Source organism: Pedobacter segetis, assembly GCF_016623585.1.
Lineage (GTDB): Bacteria > Bacteroidota > Bacteroidia > Sphingobacteriales > Sphingobacteriaceae > Pseudopedobacter > Pseudopedobacter segetis.
On sequence record NZ_JAEHFY010000018.1, the window covers coordinates 71,907 to 89,353 of the forward strand.

20 protein-coding genes are annotated in these 17,447 nt (G+C 35.1%); 8 read left to right on the plus strand and 12 right to left on the minus strand.

Annotated elements, in window-relative coordinates; all coding sequences use genetic code 11:
- Window positions 1-51 precede the first annotated feature (51 nt).
- The 4 genes from I5M32_RS12950 (at window position 52) to I5M32_RS12965 (ending at window position 3,643) form a co-directional block, all read left to right on the plus strand.
- Window positions 52-621, plus strand: a complete 570-nt coding sequence (locus I5M32_RS12950) for an RNA polymerase sigma factor (protein ID WP_200587062.1) — start codon at window positions 52-54, stop codon at window positions 619-621.
- On the plus strand, window positions 605-1,957 hold the full coding sequence (locus I5M32_RS12955; protein WP_200587063.1) for a hypothetical protein: 1,353 nt from the start codon (window positions 605-607) through the stop codon (window positions 1,955-1,957). The genes I5M32_RS12950 and I5M32_RS12955 overlap by 17 nt, the downstream gene beginning before the upstream one ends.
- 249 nt (window positions 1,958-2,206) lie before the next feature.
- Window positions 2,207-2,914 (plus strand): CoA transferase subunit A, encoded by a 708-nt coding sequence (locus tag I5M32_RS12960; RefSeq protein ID WP_200587064.1) that lies wholly within the window; start codon window positions 2,207-2,209, stop codon window positions 2,912-2,914.
- A 75-nt stretch (window positions 2,915-2,989) separates the two neighbouring features.
- Complete coding sequence (locus I5M32_RS12965) at window positions 2,990-3,643, plus strand: 3-oxoacid CoA-transferase subunit B (protein WP_200587065.1); 654 nt, start codon at window positions 2,990-2,992, stop codon at window positions 3,641-3,643.
- On the opposite strand, the gene I5M32_RS12970 is transcribed toward I5M32_RS12965, so the two are convergent.
- Window positions 3,638-4,024, minus strand: coding sequence for a DUF7793 family protein (locus I5M32_RS12970; RefSeq protein ID WP_200587066.1), 387 nt, complete (start codon window positions 4,022-4,024; stop codon window positions 3,638-3,640). The two genes, I5M32_RS12965 and I5M32_RS12970, sit on opposite strands and share 6 nt — an antisense overlap.
- Before the next feature lie 93 nt (window positions 4,025-4,117).
- On the opposite strand from I5M32_RS12970, the gene I5M32_RS12975 reads away from it, so the two are divergent.
- From I5M32_RS12975 to I5M32_RS12985, 3 genes are all read left to right on the plus strand, one after another.
- Window positions 4,118-4,918, plus strand: coding sequence for a phosphatase PAP2 family protein (locus I5M32_RS12975; RefSeq protein ID WP_234461954.1), 801 nt, complete (start codon window positions 4,118-4,120; stop codon window positions 4,916-4,918).
- Window positions 4,919-5,029: 111 nt separating this feature from the next.
- The gene (locus I5M32_RS12980) at window positions 5,030-5,542 is read left to right on the plus strand and encodes a YdeI/OmpD-associated family protein (RefSeq protein ID WP_200587068.1); all 513 of its coding nucleotides are present in this window, start codon (window positions 5,030-5,032) and stop codon (window positions 5,540-5,542) included.
- On the plus strand, window positions 5,539-5,874 hold the full coding sequence (locus tag I5M32_RS12985) for a Rieske (2Fe-2S) protein (RefSeq protein ID WP_317193137.1): 336 nt from the start codon (window positions 5,539-5,541) through the stop codon (window positions 5,872-5,874). Before I5M32_RS12980 ends, I5M32_RS12985 begins: the two co-directional genes overlap by 4 nt.
- 255 nt (window positions 5,875-6,129) lie before the next feature.
- On the opposite strand, the gene I5M32_RS12990 is transcribed toward I5M32_RS12985, so the two are convergent.
- From I5M32_RS12990 to topB, 4 genes are all read right to left on the minus strand, one after another.
- A complete protein-coding gene (locus I5M32_RS12990) occupies window positions 6,130-7,194 on the minus strand; it encodes an agmatine deiminase family protein (RefSeq protein ID WP_200587070.1) in 1,065 nt (354 codons plus the stop codon).
- A gap of 30 nt (window positions 7,195-7,224) precedes the next feature.
- Complete coding sequence (locus I5M32_RS12995; protein WP_200587072.1) at window positions 7,225-7,578, minus strand: four helix bundle protein; 354 nt, start codon at window positions 7,576-7,578, stop codon at window positions 7,225-7,227.
- A gap of 99 nt (window positions 7,579-7,677) precedes the next feature.
- The gene (locus I5M32_RS13000) at window positions 7,678-8,550 is read right to left on the minus strand and encodes a carbon-nitrogen hydrolase (protein WP_200587074.1); all 873 of its coding nucleotides are present in this window, start codon (window positions 8,548-8,550) and stop codon (window positions 7,678-7,680) included.
- A 240-nt stretch (window positions 8,551-8,790) separates the two neighbouring features.
- The gene (gene topB, locus I5M32_RS13005; RefSeq protein ID WP_200587076.1) at window positions 8,791-10,635 is read right to left on the minus strand and encodes a DNA topoisomerase III; all 1,845 of its coding nucleotides are present in this window, start codon (window positions 10,633-10,635) and stop codon (window positions 8,791-8,793) included.
- 187 nt (window positions 10,636-10,822) lie between these two features.
- Between topB and I5M32_RS13010 the strand changes: the two genes are divergently transcribed.
- Window positions 10,823-11,461, plus strand: coding sequence for a DUF1801 domain-containing protein (locus I5M32_RS13010; RefSeq protein ID WP_200587078.1), 639 nt, complete (start codon window positions 10,823-10,825; stop codon window positions 11,459-11,461).
- Between the two features lie 121 nt (window positions 11,462-11,582).
- Here the strand turns inward: I5M32_RS13010 and I5M32_RS13015 are convergent, their stop codons facing one another.
- The 7 genes from I5M32_RS13015 to I5M32_RS13045 form a co-directional block, all read right to left on the minus strand.
- Complete coding sequence (locus I5M32_RS13015; RefSeq protein ID WP_200587081.1) at window positions 11,583-12,632, minus strand: glycoside hydrolase family 113; 1,050 nt, start codon at window positions 12,630-12,632, stop codon at window positions 11,583-11,585.
- Window positions 12,613-13,470, minus strand: a complete 858-nt coding sequence (locus I5M32_RS13020) for a hypothetical protein (RefSeq protein ID WP_200587083.1) — start codon at window positions 13,468-13,470, stop codon at window positions 12,613-12,615. Before I5M32_RS13020 ends, I5M32_RS13015 begins: the two co-directional genes overlap by 20 nt.
- A 263-nt stretch (window positions 13,471-13,733) precedes the next feature.
- Window positions 13,734-14,363: a hypothetical protein gene (locus I5M32_RS13025; RefSeq protein ID WP_200587085.1), complete on the minus strand. Its 630-nt coding sequence runs from the start codon at window positions 14,361-14,363 to the stop codon at window positions 13,734-13,736.
- 1 nt (window position 14,364) lies between these two features.
- Window positions 14,365-15,630 (minus strand): adenosylmethionine--8-amino-7-oxononanoate transaminase, encoded by a 1,266-nt coding sequence (gene bioA / locus I5M32_RS13030; protein WP_200587087.1) that lies wholly within the window; start codon window positions 15,628-15,630, stop codon window positions 14,365-14,367.
- 21 nt (window positions 15,631-15,651) lie between these two features.
- Complete coding sequence (locus I5M32_RS13035) at window positions 15,652-15,969, minus strand: DUF6922 domain-containing protein (RefSeq protein WP_200587089.1); 318 nt, start codon at window positions 15,967-15,969, stop codon at window positions 15,652-15,654.
- The gene (locus I5M32_RS13040; protein WP_200587091.1) at window positions 15,970-16,425 is read right to left on the minus strand and encodes an NUDIX hydrolase; all 456 of its coding nucleotides are present in this window, start codon (window positions 16,423-16,425) and stop codon (window positions 15,970-15,972) included.
- A 2-nt stretch (window positions 16,426-16,427) separates the two neighbouring features.
- Complete coding sequence (locus tag I5M32_RS13045) at window positions 16,428-17,402, minus strand: cation diffusion facilitator family transporter (RefSeq protein ID WP_200587093.1); 975 nt, start codon at window positions 17,400-17,402, stop codon at window positions 16,428-16,430.
- Window positions 17,403-17,447 lie beyond the last annotated feature (45 nt).

The window sequence follows — 17,447 nt, forward strand, 5'->3', positions numbered from 1 at the left end:
TAAGATCAAAAACAGAGAATAAGCTATATTTAAAAAACGGCGAGATATTAAATGAGTAAATCCCACAACGATCTTAGCGATCAAGAACTGATCGCTAAATGTCGTAAAGATGATAGTAAGGCCCAAGAAATGCTTTATAAGCGTTTTTATGGCTACGCTATGGGAATTTCCTTGCGTTATTGCATCAACAGGGATGATGCTTTAGAGGCTGCAAACGATGCGTTTATCAAGCTGTTCAAAACTATAAAAACTTTTGACGATGGTAGGCTGATAAAGCCTTGGTTTAGGCAGATCATTGTGAATTCTGCCATTGATAATAGGAGAAAAAATCTAAAACATAGTGCGGTTCTGGATATAGAATATGCAGACGAGGCACCAGCAGATCATCATATCATCAGTAAAATATCTGCCCAAGAAATATTAGAGCTATTAAAAGAACTGCCCGAAATGCACCGTATGGTTTTTAATCTTTATGAGATAGATGGTTACACCCATGAAGAGATTGCGGATATTTTAGAAATGCCATCAAGCAGCTCTAGGGTATATTTATCAAGAGCAAAAGAAAAATTAAGACGATTAGTAAAGGCTCACTTTTATTTGAATTATGAAAGAGCAATTTGATAGGGCTATAAGAAACCATATCCGCGATACATTTGGAAATTACAACGATCAAATGGCGGACGATGGTTGGAAAAAGCTAAACGAAAAGAAACGCAAAAAAAGAAGAGGATTAATATTTTGGTACACTTTACCAAGTGGCATTGCTGCCGCATTGGCTCTAATTTGGCTCTTAAACTGGAGCCAAATTTCTAAAGATAATTCAAATCATCAGACCGTTATCGCAAAAAATGGATTAAACAATCATCATAATAACGAGAAAACAACGATCAAAGACTCTATTTATACCCACAGCAATACGGTTAAAAAACCAAATAGTATCATTTTAAAAACCGATAACCAATCTCTTGCAAACCAAACCATAAAAGAAAATTTAACCGCATATACACCTATAAATGGCTTTAAAAACTCAAAAAAAGCTCAAATTAAAACTGTCCATACCGCCCCTATCTTAACAGCACAAAACAAAGAAAACCAGCTAGAAACAAATGGTACTTTTAATTATTTGGCAGTATCAAATGTGAAGAACAGCATCAATTTGATAAATAAAATTGACCTTAAAGAAAAACCAATTGAAAAAATAGAGATTGCGGCCAACACAAATGTTTTTGAACAACCAGACTTGGCGCAAACAAGCTATAAAAAAAATCCATTCGCCAATTTACCCCAAGTTGCCTCTAAAAATAACCTTAAACCCGTAAAAAAAGATAATTTTAAAATGTCTATAGATGCAAATACCTATTATTCTTTTTCCGAAGCGGGTGTTAATAATGCACTTAATTTAGGGTTAGGTTTAGCTACAGAATTTAAACTCACAAAAAGACTGAGCGTAAACTCAGGTATTCTATTAAACAGGCAAACAACTAGTTTTAACGGTAATGAAAAATCTACATCAGACTTTAAAAGAACTAGTTTTAGTACTTTGGCAGCAGTTCCTGAGGCTCAAATCACAAACGCAAAACTTATCGGTTTAGATATTCCTCTTGATCTGAAATTTGATTTTAGCTTGGGTAAAATAAAATCTTTTATTACCTCTGGGATAAGCTCTTACAGCGTGATAAATGAAGAATATATCAATGATTATTCGGTTGTGAATTATTCTATTACAGGAGTTAGAACTAGTAACATTACCAATAAACAAGAAAACCCAACGGGTAGTTTTTCTTACTTTAAATTCGCCAGGACCATAAATTTCTCTTTTGGGTTACTATACCCAGTTGGCAAGAAAAACACCATTTCTGTAGAACCTTTTATGAAGTACCCAATTTCTGGCTTAGGGTATCAGGATTTAAAAATCGGGTCTGGAGGTTTAAGTTTTAAATTGAATTTTGGCAGATAACTTTCTTCTACTACCAATGCACTAATTTTACCCATCTGGTTTGTTTTTATTTTAAACAAATTATCATAATCTTGATTTTTTTGTTTTCAGTATTTAAACCCTTATCATACTTCTCTACCAATCCTTAAACAAAAACTTTGCAGCCTCCGCGTTTAATATTCTAGTTTTAAATCCTTAAATTAGACTTTACGGCAAAGCTAAATATTTGATGTTTTCTGTTTAGAGCACCAATTTTTAAAATCAATAAATATGAACAAGGTAATAGCAAACGCAAAAGAAGGCATCAAGGATATTAAAGATGGGATGACTGTAATGCTAGGTGGTTTTGGTTTGTGCGGAATACCTGAAAATTGCATAGATGCTTTGGTTAAGAGTGGTGTAAAGGATTTAACCTGCATTTCTAACAACGCAGGTGTAGATGATTTTGGAATAGGGCTTCTTTTGAAAAGCAAACAAGTAAAAAAAATGATTTCTTCTTATGTAGGAGAAAACGCAGAGTTTGAACGGCAGCTTTTAAGCGGAGAGTTAGAGGTAGAGTTGGTACCGCAAGGAACTTTAGCAACCCGATGTATGGCTGCGGGTTACGGGATGCCCGCTATATTTACTCCCGCCGGCGTGGGTACAGAAGTTGCCGAAGGCAAAGAAATAAGAAACTTTAACGGTAAAGATTACCTGATGGAAATGGCCTTCGAGGCAGATTTTGCCATCGTTAAAGCTTGGAAGGGCGATACCATGGGTAACCTAATTTATAAATCAACGGCCAGAAACTTTAATCCTGTAATGGCCATGGGTGGTAAAATTACCATTGCAGAAGTAGAAGAACTGGTACCTGCCGGCGAGCTAGACCCCAATCAAATACATACCCCGGGTATTTATGTCCATCGTATTTTTGAAGGCAAAAACTATGAAAAAAGGATAGAACAAAGAACAGTTAGACCTGAAGATTTGAAAACGTGAAGATTTGAAAAATGATGCTTATTTTATGGAAATCTTTAAACCCTTTCATTATCAAATCTTCAAAATTAAAAAACCATGTTAGATAAAACCGGAATTGCAAGAAGAATTGCAAAAGAAGTAAAAGATGGGATGTATGTAAACCTGGGTATCGGTATCCCAACTTTGGTGGCTAATTATATTCCCGAAGGCATTAGCGTTGTTTTGCAATCAGAAAACGGTTTGTTGGGAATGGGGCCATTCCCTTTTGAAGGAGAAGAAGATGCCGATCTAATAAATGCTGGTAAGCAAACCATTACCACCTTGCCCGGTTCGGCAATTTTTGATTCTGCCATGAGTTTTGGGATGATAAGGGCAGGAAAAGTTGACTTAACAATTTTAGGAGCCATGGAAGTTTCTGAGAACGGAGACATCGCCAATTGGAAAATACCTGGTAAAATGGTTAAGGGAATGGGCGGTGCAATGGATTTGGTGGCCTCTGCCCAAAATATTATTGTGGCCATGCAACAGGTAAACAAAAACGGCGAATCTAAACTTTTAAAAACCTGTTCGCTTCCGCTAACTGGCGTAAAATGCGTGAAGAAAGTAGTTACAGAGCTGGGTGTTTACGAAGTAAAAAACAACGCTTTTTATTTATTAGAAATGGCAAAAGGAGTAACTATCCAACAAATTAAAGAGGCTACTTCAGGCAAATTGGTTATCGAAGGAAAAATCCCAGAAATGAATCTATAAAAATTGTTTAAGCCATTCCTCCGCTTTCTTTTCATCGGTAAAAGATTTCATGGGGATCAACGGTTTCTTTAAACTGAACAAAATATTCATGATAAATTTAGATAACCCGGGCTTAGAAACCATTGCCATTGCCTTATAAACATTTGGTAATTGTTGTGTAGAAAATTTTCGGGCTTCTTTATCTGGTATCGGTAAATCGCAAAGATAAATCAATAGCGGTACAATTTTACCCTTAGTAATTTCTTTAACCAAGGCAATGTTTTCTGTTATGTTTTTAACCGTTCTTTTTGGGCTTTTAGAAAAAGAATATAAAATTCCATTTTCATTAAAATGGTAATCTGCTATTTCTCCCTTAACCAAGTTTTCGTCCTTTATCTTCATCTATGGCAATAATTTTGAATTATAGATAATTAACATCCTTTAAAATATGAATTTAAGAGGAAAGCATTCAAAAATATGAAATTAAAACACCTAATGTTAGCATCACTGACCTTTTTATTGGTCGGTAATCAAGCTTTTTCCCAATCAGAATCTCCTTATGAAACTAAATTTAAAAACGATGGCCCTGCCGTTGTTACAGGCTTGGGATTAAGTTATTTGGGATTAACTTTAATAAAGAATAAAGCGGCGCTAAGCCCTGCCGAAGTAGCTTCAAAAAACAAGGATGATGTTTTCTTTATAGATAGATTTTCTGCCGGAACTTTTAGGGATAAAGCAGATAAACAAAGTTATTATCCGTTTTACGGTTCGTTTGCCGTTGCACCCATCATTGCTTTGATAGATGGCAAACAACGCTCTCATTATGGGCAGGTTTCTGTGATGTTTATAGAAACAATGTCTGCGGCGGCAGCTTCATTTACCATTGCTGCGGGTTTGGTAAAAAGAAGTCGGCCTTTAGTTTATAACACTTCTTTGCCTTTAGGCGATAGGCAGGACAAAGATGCACAGCGTTCATTCTTTGCCGGGCATACCACGGCAACAGCAGCCGCTACTTTTTTTGCAGCCAAAGTTTTTAATGATTTTAACCCCGATTCTAAACTGAAACCTTATGTATGGACAGCTGCCGCATTAGTTCCCGCTGTTGTTGGTTATCAAAGATTGAGAGCGGGAAAACATTTTTTAACCGATAATTTGTTGGGTTATGCCGTTGGTGCGGGATTTGGGATCTTAATCCCAGAATTGCACAAAAAAACCAATAAATCAGGCCTATCTATTGCCCCAGTGATGGGTTTAAACTATCAGGGTTTAGGCATGACCTATCACATCACAAAATAACTGATAGCATTTTACCTTAAGTCTTAAACTAAATTATTTGCCTTAGGGCGATGTTTTAAATTCTATCATTTTAAGATAGATTTTTTGCTTTTAAGACATTATCTTTATTTTATGATTCAATTCTCGGCCATCATTCATCAATTTGAGAAAATGGGAGAAAAAACTGGGTGGACTTATGTGGATATTCCAGCCGATGTTTCTCGGCAAATAAAAGAAAATTGTAAGGTAAGTTATAGGGTAAAAGGTAAAATCGATCATATTGAAATTGCCGGAACGGCTGTTTTACCTATGGGAGAAGGAAATTTTATCTTATCCTTAAAAAAGGAAATACAAAAGAAAATCGGTAAAAGAAAAGGGGCCATAGTATACCTGCAATTAGAAGAAGATAAAGATTTTAAGATAGAAATGCCAGAAGATCTAGAGTTTTGTTTAGATGATTGTGGAGGTGCAAGACAACAATTTTTATCGATGCCAAAATCACATCAGAATTATTATATCAATTGGTTAAATAGTGCCAAAACAGAACCTACAAGGGTTAAAAGACTGGCACAAACTGTTGATGCTATGGCAAAAAAAATGAATTTTGGCGAAATGATGAGGTATCATAAACAGATAAGCAAGTGATCAGATGGGTTGCAATAGAAAAGCATCAAATAAAAGATGTTGAGCTTCAGCTCATAACTGTTGAAGGCAAAAAGATATGCTTGGTAAAATATAACAGTGAATATTTTGCCACGGCCGCTAAATGCCCTCATGCTGGGGCAGATATTTCTCAAGGTTGGTGCGAAAATGGATTTCTGGTTTGCCCTTTCCATCGTTACAAATATAATTTAGAAACAGGAAGAGGAATTATTGGCCAGGGAGATTATATTGAGATATATCCAATCAAAGAATCCAAAGATCAATTATTAATAGGTGTAAAAGAAAATTGGTGGAAGCGGATTTTTGGTTCTTAAAAATATTTAAAAGGCATTAAGGTTTTTAGCGCTAACGATTGGAACGGCATCCTTTTTTGCGCTTTTCAGCAAAAAAAGATATAGTGGAAAGCGTGTTAAAGCGCCCTGATTATTTTAAAGAATAACACAAAAAATATTTTAAAGATTTTATTGAATAACCTAGATTAATTTGTTTTAAAAAAAGCTATCGAGCTATTCACTCCTACACCATAGGCATTACAAAATCACCGTTATCTGCTGCTCTACATTATAAACCTAAACAGCAGGCTCTTGTTGGCTCAAACAGTGAAAACTTCCCAATCCCCAAATAATATCGGTAGAATCTATGCCAACAGTTTCCCTATCTGGAAAACATTTTGCAATAATATCTAACGCAATTTTATCTTTATCACAACGATAAGTTGGTACAATTACATGTGCGTTACTGATGTAAAAATTGGCATAAGAAGCTGGTAAACGCGTACCTTCATAGATTACCGCATCTGGCATTGGCAACTCTATGATATTTAGAGGTTCGCCATTAAGTAAGCGCATTGCTTTTAATTCTTTTAAATTGGTTTGCAACAATTGGTAATTATCATCCTCGGGGTTTTCTTCTACAACTGTTAAAACCGTGTTGTGGTTCACAAATCTAACGGTATCATCAATATGCCCATCGGTATCATCACCAACAATACCATCGCTAACCCAAAGTACTTGCTGCTGTCCGTAATAATTTTTAAGATAATCTTCAATTTGTGCTTGGTTTAGATGAGGGTTTCTGTTCTTATTTAACAAGCAGCTCTTAGAAGTCAGGATAGTGCCGGCACCATTAAATTCTACTGATCCACCTTCCATAATTATCTCTGGGTAATAAACCGGCAGATTAAAATATTGGCCAATTTTGGTTGGGATAACATCATCCAGATCAAATGGAGGGTATTTGCCGCCCCAAGCGTTAAAACCCCAATCAATTATAATTTTAGCTTGTTCTGCATTTTCATTGATCAAAAACGCAGGGCCGTGATCACGGCACCAAGCATCATTTGTAGGGTTAAAATAAAACTCAATTTTTGATAAATCTGCCCCGGCTGCTTTAATATGTTTTAAAGCAAAATCTTTCATTTCTTGGTTACGCACATTTATCCTAACCTTTTCTGAAAGAGCCAAATATTTGATGAACTCGGCATATTTTGGATAAATCGCATCTATTTTACCGGGCCAACTTTCTTCTTTATGGGGCCAAGAAAGCCAAGTGGCTTCATGTTTTGCCCATTCTGGCGGGAAGGAATAGTCTTTTGGAAGAGCAGAGTTATTAATAGTCGATGGTCGATAGTCCATAGTTAGAGCTTATTACTTATAGTTTTTTTATTACAAAGTTTTTCTGAGAGCAGTTATCTTTTTCGACAGCATTTCGATATCATCATATAGTTCTCTAAAAATTTTGGCTGTGATATAATCTCTTCTTCTGGTTAATAATATAAAAGAAATCACTTCAATTCCAGACCTTAAAGAATAGCTTAGAAAATTTTTAAAAACAGGATTTGTTTGGCCAGTACAACCTTCAGCTATATTTAATACTATTGAATCAGCTGCCTTTTTTATTTGAGAGGTAAGTATGAACATTTCATCTTTTGGGAAATAATTTTTCGTTACTTTAAGAATTTTATCATTTAGATCCATTACATCATGCCAAATTCTCAAACTTTCAAAGTTAAATGCCATCTTAATAATTTAATTTAAAACATTTGAAATTAATTATTTAACATACCATATTATACGATAAAAAATCACGCAAATAAACCATAGACTATCGTCCATGAACTAATCCCCATCAATTAATCTATTAACAATAGGCTGATAAGAATCTATCCTTCTATCCCTTAAAAAAGGCCAATGAACGCGATAGCTATCAGATTTTGCCAAATCAACTTCCTCAACATGAACCTCTTCATTATCAACAGAACCCTTGTACAGTAATTTCCCGAAAGGATTTGAAATAAAAGAGCCACCCCAAAACTTAACACCGGCCTCTTCTCCTACCCTATTTACGCCAACAACATGAACCCCGTTGGCAATAGCGTGAGAACTTTGAATGGTTTGCCAGGCATTATGTTGTTCTTCGTTTGTAGGCAAGTCTTGCGTGGTTGCCCAACCAATTGCCGTTGGATAAAAAAGTATCTCTGCACCCATTAATGAAGTTATTCTGGCAGCTTCTGGATACCATTGGTCCCAACAGATCAATACGCCAATGGTGGCAAATTTAGTTTTGAAAACCTTGTAACCCATATCGCCTGGCGTAAAGTAAAATTTCTCGTAAAAACCCGGATCATCAGGGATGTGCATTTTGCGGTATTTCCCTAAGTAAGAACCATCAGCATCTAAAACCGCCGTGGTATTATGGTAAACTCCCTGTGCCCTTTTCTCAAATAACGAAGCAATAATCACAACCCCAAGTTGGCCAGCAAGTTTCTGCAAAACATCGGTTGATGGCCCGGGGATCGCTTCTGCCAAATCGAAATTATCGTAATCTTCTACATCACAAAAATATAAAGAGGTAAACAATTCTTGAAGGCAAACTATTTGAGCGCCCTTTGCCGCAGCTTCTTTTATTTTTGTAACCGCTTTACTTAAATTTTCTTGTTTATTATTGGTACAAGTCATCTGTACCAAGCCTAAATTTACTTTTTTGCTCATAATTTTCACTTTATGCTGCTGCAAAAATAAGGATTCGGATGGGAATTAGTTTTAGAAGTTCAATTATCAATTATTTAGTTTGATCAGATAGATAGAAAACATCAATAAAAAAACAAGTTAAATATAATTGGTATGCCGATACGATAGCAGTTTTTAAAACTATTGAGGGTATAAACTTCCCAAAAAAAGTTGAAATGAGATTTTTTTTAAAGCAACCAAAAAATAACCCAACAACATTTCTTAAGCTACTTTAACATCATTTAAAATTTCTTTTAAATTAGAGCCCGCCATCAATAATTCTTGGGTAATATTTTTGGTGTATTCTGTTATTTCTGCTTTAAAATCTTTTACAGAAGCACCTGTTCTAATTTCTTCTAAACGTTTTTCCCATTGCCCCGTTAGTTCTGCATGCGCAATTTTTTTATCTTTAACCACCTCATAAACCCCCAATCCTTTAACAGACGGAACCAAGTTTTTCTTTTCACGGGTAATATATTCACGCTTGATCAGCGTTTCTATAATTGCAGCCCTAGTTGCGGGAGTTCCCAAACCGCTTTCTTTCATGGCGTACCTTAACTCCTCATCCTCAATATCTTTACCGCAGGTTTCTAAAGCTTTTAGTAAGGTTGCTTCGTTGTATAAAGGCTTGGGTTTTGTTTGTTTCTTTAGGATTGCTTTATTGGTAATATCCAGATTTTCCCCTTTTGTTACTTTTGGCAACATGGCGTTATCCTCATCTTTTTTCTCCTCATCATTATCGTTAAAAACAGAACGCCAGCCAGCAGATTGTACCACAGTTCCGTTGGCAACAAAATCTATACCTGAAGTAACGATGATTTTTGTGGTCTCTTTTAAACAGTCTTTATGGAAAGCTTCTATCATCCTTCCAACAACCATATCATAAACGGCTTGCCTGTCAGAAGATAGCTGTCTCGCATTTTCTCCGGTTGGCAAAACAGCATGGTGATCGGTTACTTTTTTGGCATTAACACTTCTTTTATTAAGCTTAAAGCCGAGCAATTCTTGGGCTTGCTTCCCAAAAAGCGGATGATCGGTAAATTTCGAGATCAAACCAGGAACGGTAGTAAAAACATCATCAGCAATAAAACGGCTACCTGTTCGTGGGTAAGTAATCAATTTACTTTCGTATAAATTTTGGAGAATGCCCAAAGTTTGGTCGGCCGTGTAGCCTTTCTTTTTGTTTGCTTCTTGTTGTAAACTGCTTAAATCATGCAGCAATGGGGGTGGTTCTTTCTTTGCTTTTGCCTCCACGTCTTTAATGTACCCACCTTTTTGGTGGCCTGCTGCCAAATCCAAAACTTTTTCTAAAACGGCCTCTGCTTTTTCCTTTTCATCAAAATTGACAGTAGAAATTGCCCTAAAAAACTGTTCTCCTTTTTTTAATTGAATGGCTACCTGAAAATAGATTTGAGGCACAAAATTTTTGGTTTCTAAAAACCGCTGACAAATCATGGCCAAGGTAGGCGTTTGTACCCTTCCTAAAGAAAGAACCGCTTTATTGCCTGCAGAAATACTTAGGGCCTGTGTGGCATTCATGCCAACCAACCAATCAGACTCTGATCTACAATGTGCAGAATTAAATAAAGTGTCATATTCTATCCCTGGCTTTAGGTTGCGAAAACCGTTTTTTATAGCTTCATCTGTTTGGGATGAGATCCATAACCTGCGAAATGGTTTTTTACATTTTAGGTAGTAATAGATGTACCTAAAAATCAACTCTCCCTCTCTACCTGCATCGGTGGCAACAATTATTTCTGTACACTCATCAAAAAGAGATTTAATAACAGCCAATTGCTTTTTTACGGCAGGATCATCAACCATCCCTTCTTTAGTTTTTACCTTTCTTATTGCAAGCTTAAACTTAAGGGGCAACATGGGTAAGTTTTGAACTCGCCAACCATAATAGCCATACTCTTGCGGTGGGGCAAGCTGTAATAAATGGCCAAAAGCCCAAGTAAATGAATAGCCTTTACCTTCTATATAACCGGCTTTTTTTTGATTTGCACCAAATACTTTTGCTAACTCACGGGCTACTGAAGGTTTTTCTGCGATAACAACTTTCATTAATCTGCTTTTGTTTGATCTTTGCAAAATAATACAATTTGTTTGATGATGGCTGATTTGTGGATAATGATACCTGCAGATTTTAGATCTGAAAAAACCATTTGTACAATTACAAATAGAAAAATTAGGGTTGTATGATTAATTTAGAATTGTATTAAGCCGTATTTTTTTCTATAATTGATTAATTATGAACCCAAAAGTTGAAACTTTTTTTGAAGATCTAAAACATTGGCGACCAGAGCTCAGTAAGCTAAGGGAAATTATACTCGGTTGTAATTTAAACGAAGAGTTTAAATGGATGCACCCATGTTATACCTTCCAAAATGCTAATGTGGTTTTAATTCATGGTTTTAAAGAGTATTGTGCCATTATGTTTTTTAAAGGTGCATTGCTTAAAGACGATGAAAACATATTGATACAACAAACAGAAAATGTACAATCTGGCAGGCAGATAAGATTTACATCATTGCAACAAATTATTGAAAAACAAGATATTTTAATGTCGTACATTTTTGAGGCCGTTGAGGTAGAAAAAGCGGGTTTAAAAGTAAAGTTAAAAAAAACAGAGGATTTTAAAATCTCGAAAGAACTTGAAACTAAATTTAATGATAACCCCGATTTAAAAAAGGCATTTGAAGCTTTAAGCCCGGGCAGGCAGAAAGCCTATCTGCTTTATTTTTCTTCTGCCAAACAATCTGCTACACGTGAAAGCAGAATAGAAAATTATGAGAAAAGAATATTAAACGGCAAAGGATTAAATGATTGTGTTTGCGGGTTATCAAAAAAATTCCCAAGTTGCGATGGTTCGCATAAAAACTTAAAATAGTTAAAAGCGCAAGATTTAAGCAAATTAATCATCCTTTAAAACTATTTAATCTCCTATCTTGATCCTTGTTTTTTTACCCTAACTTCTTTAATCCTGCATATTAATTCTTACCTCTCTAGTCTTATTTACCGTAATACTGTTTCATTATTTGTTGGGCAGGTTTGTTTTGTGGTGTCCAATCGTGGTTATTTATTGGGTCTATCCTTCTAAAATAAGCATACCATTTCCAAGCAAAACCTCCTGCAAACCATTTTTCGCTCCATAAACTCCTAAAAAAAGCACTATAGGCATTTGCTTGGGCTTGGTTGTTTATTGGGCGATCTTGATATTCCATTTCCCAACTTCTCCACGCCGCTTGATCCATACTCCTGTAGCCATACTCTGTAAATAAGATCTGTCTGTTTTGTTGGGTGCTGTATAATTTCAAATCATGTTTTATAGGCTCCCAAGCTTTTACCAGATCTTCTGTTTTTGGTGTAACCGCATCAGAAAGCGGGAAATAGCCACTTATACCTATAAAATCTAAATCTTTCCAAAAAAGAACATCTTTATAATCATCCCAATTGGCGCAATAAGTTAATTTTCCTTTATAAATTTTTCTAATATCACCGATCAATTTTACCCAATAAGAAGGATGTTTTTTAACCACGCTCTTAAACTCTGTACCAATACAGAATATTTCTACATTCTCTTTTGCTGCTATTTTTACAAAAGTGATGATGTAGCTCTCATAGTCAGATTCCCAGGTTTTCCAATCTTCTTCAGAATTTAGGTCATAATCCCCTATCCAACCACCTTGGGTCCAAACTTGTGGTTTAATCATTACCATTAAACCCGCAGCGTGGGCTTGTTTTATATTTTTTGTAACACCTTCTTCTGTTTCTCCCCAATACTGTCTTCCGTTACCAAAATAAACTTTTGGTTGGTTTGGCCTTACATAAGCATAAGGGATCAAGGCAACATAATTTGCATTTATATTCTGCAGATCGCCTGTCCATGCGCTATCAATTGGTGTGGCACTTGCGGTAAAATTTACGCCGCCGATCTTAGAAGAAAGTGGATGGTAGTTTTGATCTATTGCAACGTTGTTTCTTTTTTGAGAATCGGCACTATTGCAAGCGAAAAGAAATATTAAACCCGTTATTAAATATTTAATGTTTCCAATAAGCATATCGAGAGGTTTTTTTAAGCTCTAAATTTAATCCATCCCAAGTATGTTGCTTAACCAAAATGTTTGGGTAGCTTTTATCAAAATAGTAAACGTTAGTTTTTTGGGGGCTTAGCTGTACGATCACTTTCCAAGTTGATCTATTTGCCACATCATCTTTACCGTCGTTTACAGTTAGCTTTGCTTTATACGTTCTTAACTTGCCTATACGGTTGGTAATTTGGCTTTCTAATATTTCTGAATCAAAGGTTAAGCCTGCTTTAAAGTTTAATGCCCTTAAAGAATAATGTAATTGATCTTCAAACAATATCATGGTTGATATTTTCCTATTGCCATCTCCCTCTTCATCAAAATAAGAGTGATAATCCATTAAATAATCTTTACCATTGTTTAGGTATTCTTTAAAGGTATTACCGCACCATTCTTGCGAACTAGCTGTCATTTTATCCATTTCCCAAGGTTTATCAAAATAGAAAAACATAGAAGTAAGGTAATGATAAGGGTAATTTTCTGTTTGTAAACTGGCAAAAGCGTTAACCTTCATTATTTTGTACAAATCCTTACGCTCATAATCATCGGTTTTAACCCTAAATTTTTTATTAAAATCTTCGGCAACGGTTATAAAGGTATATTCAAAATTACGCTGTTTGTTGTAAACCGTTTTTTGGGCATCGTAAACGGCAACTTCGGCCAAGCCATCGTACCATAATTTATTATTTGCCCATTGTGCATTAAAATATTGGCTTAAAGCCGATAGATCCTCTTTTTTATTACCATTATCTGATTTATTAGAGCAAGACATGAAAAGAAGAACTATTGGCACTAGGTTGTAAAATTTCATTTTTATTTGTTTATGTTTTTATCACAAAAGTAAATATTAAAATAGCCGTGATCTAATTACTCATTTAAAAGAAACGATATTATTACGATCTAGATTTTTTTAATTAAATCTATGGTTTAATTAAGGTATAGATCAATAAAACATAAAGATGGATAAGATCGGTTAAACCGCTGAGGACCCAATTTTATATTAAATAAAGAAAACAAATTATTTAAAGAACCTACTTAAGCAAGGCTTATGTGGTTAGATGGATCATATATTGCTCAGTTGGTTGGTTCTGTTTGTAAAGAAACTTCGTTTTCTAAACTATGTACCCAGTTATCAAATAATTCTGTTTCAATTTTTACCGCATGATTGGCATAGGTTTCCCACTTGGGAGAAAAGGATCTTAATTGATGTAACATTTCTTCTAAATGGCCTTCTTCTTCTAAAATGATGGATTTTACCATTACTTTACTATCAGCAGCTGTTAAAACATCTTGATAAATAGGATACAATTCATCTGCCCTAACCTCTATGGCATAGGTAACCAATAAATAGGCGGCAAACCTAAGTTCTGCTCCTTTTAGTTGAAGTTCTTTTTTAAGATATTTACAAACTTGTACATCCAGGTTGTTTAGGTAATATTTACTAGCTTTTGGTGCCAATAAATATTGGTTTTGATAATCATCGCAAAAACCATCGCCTATTTTAGAGATTTGTTTCTTGAGGTAAAATGCGTGGCGATGCTCTTCGGCGGCGTGTTTTAAAATAATCAAGGTTACTTTTTCTTTATCTTCTGAAGCTGAAATTTTTCTTGCCCCCGCATTTTCCATAAAAGATAAGGTATTTAACCATTTTGCATGTAAAATATCATCATTTACAATGTTTGATAATGTTTCTTGGAGTTTCATCTTAAAATTTTGTTAGAGCTTCTCTTATTTGATCGTAAATATAATCCAAATCGGCATCTGAAATGCAATAAGGGGGCATTATATACAGAATGTTACCTAAAGGTCTTAAAATAATCCCTTTTTCTAAGAAAAAATTATAGAGTGTATTCCTTATATTATTAAAATAAGAGGTTGCTTCAATATCCCAATCCATTGCGATGATGGTACCACATTGGCGCACATTTCTTAATTTAGGATGGCCTTCTATCTCTTTTTTGAAACTTTGGTGCTTTTTTGTGATCCTTTTTAGGTTTTCTTGGCTTTCTGGACTCATCAAAATATCAAAACTTGCGTTAGAAGCTGCACAGGCAACCGGATTTGCGGTAAAAGAATGCCCGTGGAACAAAGTTTTTAATTTATCATCAGATAAAAAAGCATCGTAAATGGCTTGGGAGCAAGATGTAATCCCCAAGGGCATTGTACCACCCGTTAATCCTTTAGAAAAGCACATTAAATCTGCTTTATGCAGCAAATGGTCTGATGCGAAAAGTTTCCCGGTGCGCCCAAAACCTGTCATCACTTCATCTGCGATGGTCAAAACTTTTTCTTCTTTGCAATGAGCTAAAATTTGGTCTAGATCTTCGGCTTCGTACATCAACATCCCTCCTGCTCCTTGGATCAGGGGTTCAAATATGAAACAAGCTAATTCTGATTTGATTTCAGAGATTTGAGCTTTCAGTTCTTCAAGGTTTTCTTTATTCGGTAAATCAATAAACTCAACATCAAATAAAAGGGCATCAAAAGCTTTTGTAAAAGCGCTTCTAGCACTTACGGCCATCGCACCAAAAGTATCGCCATGGTAAGAATTTTTAAAAGCTAATATTTTTGTGCGATTTTGGCCTTGGTTGCTCCAAAACTGTAAACACATTTTTATCGCCACTTCTACAGCCGTAGAGCCGTTATCAGAATAAAATATTTTTGCTTGGTTTTTTGGGATGATGCTCAACAGGTTTTCTGCCAATTTTACTGCTTGCGGATGTGTAAACCCAGCAAAAATAACGTGTTCTAAAACCTTTAACTGTTCAAAAACCTTTTGCGCAATGTACGGATGACTATGTCCGTGGATGTTTACCCACCAAGAAGAAACCGCATCTATCAGCTTTGTGCCATCTTGCGTATAAAGATAAACGCCTTCTCCTTTTACAATTGGGATTGGCTTATCTGCTGTTTTCATTTGTGTGTATGGATGCCAGATCGTATCTAAATCTCTGCTCACTAAATCGTTCATTTATATTGCTTTATTTGATGTTTAAGAGTTCCAGTGTTGCTTTGTTAACTGTTTCTTTGTATAACATTTCAATTCAATAAAAGGAATATCAAAAATAACAGAGACAAAATTCATATCCTTATCATTCAAATATGAAATTTCTTTTATGGCTTTCTTAACTTCTTCTAATCCATAAAAATTAAGAATAAAATACCAATCATCTGGCCAACCTCTTTCTACAACCCTTTGTACAACCAGATTTCGCATTTTCAGAAAATCAAAGTCGCTCAAATTATATTCCCATAAAAGGTTATTGTTCAATTTAGCATTTGGATGTTCTATGTAATTATCGAAAAACATTTACTTAATTTTATTCATCAATAGTTTTACAACATGCTTATCTGCTGGGAAAGTAACATCCTTTTCTCTTAAATTATTTAAAGGTAAAAACCTGAAACATTGTTTGCTTTCGCCGATTTGATCTTCAAAATCATACTCTTTTTGTACAATTTTAAAATTAATACCTTCTAAAGGTTTAACCAAATAATAAACAGAAATTAATTGCCCTCCGTTACCAAAAGCCGATCTTATGAAGAAATCTGTGGTGTAAAAATGCCCTGTTACCTCTATTTTTAAATTACATTCTTCTAAAAATTCCCTCTTTAAAGCTTCTATCAATCCTTCGCCATATTCTAATCCGCCACCGGGGAATTTTATAAACCTAATGCCTCGTTCCTCTTCATCGCTCAATAAAATCTCATTTTTTTTATTGATGAGCAAGCCATAAACCCTGATGTTGAAATTTTTGTTTTCCATGCTTACTCAAAATGTTTGTTGTTTTTGGTCACGTTTTGCAAGGTCCATTCAATATCTTTAGATTTTGGCTCCTGCCTAACCGGGCAATCTTTTTTATTACAATAATGGCAACATTGGGGGATACAAGGATCGGCGTGGATAAAAAACTCTGTCTCGGAATTTACGTTTTGATTGATGACCTTATCAATCTCTGATATTTCTTGATGTACTTTATTCAAATCGAAATAATAAGGCAGCGTTACATGGCAATCTATGTGTAGTTGCGAACCATATTTTTGGGTTCTAAGGTTATGGATATCTATCCACGCATCTTTTCTGTTTTTGTTTAGGTAGGCTATGATCTCTCGGATGATCTTTACATCAGACTCGTCCATTAAACCACCTATTGATTTACGGGTTAAGCTATAACCGTTGTAAATGATGTACAGCGCAATAAAAATGGATAAGACACTATCCAGCCAAAGAATTTTAGTAAGGTAAATTAACACCAAACCCAGTACTAAACCAGCACTACTGATCGCATCTGTGATTAAATGTTTACCATCCGCCTGCAGCGTGATAGAATTTAAAGACTTGCTTTTACTAACCATATACCAACCAAAAATCCCATTAACAAAACCTGTTATCGCAATTAGTATGGATCCTTGAAGTAAATCGTTAACTATTTGTGGATAAAACAAATTATAACAAGATTTTATGATGATGATGATACCAGCCAAAATGATTAAGCTTCCTTCTACAAAAGCAGAAAAGAACTCTATTTTACCATGCCCGTAGGGATGGTTTTGATCTTTGGGCAATGCCGCTAAATAGATACTGTAAAATGCGAATGCACTTGCAATCACATTTACGATACTTTCTGCAGCATCTGTTAAAATGGCATTAGATTGGGTAATAAAATAAGCCCCAAACTTTATAACCATCAATAAGATACTGATGATCAAGGCAAAAAGTATTATTTTGATTTTTGGCTGCAAAAGAATTCTATTTGTGCAAACTTATAGAAATTATGGCAATAGCAG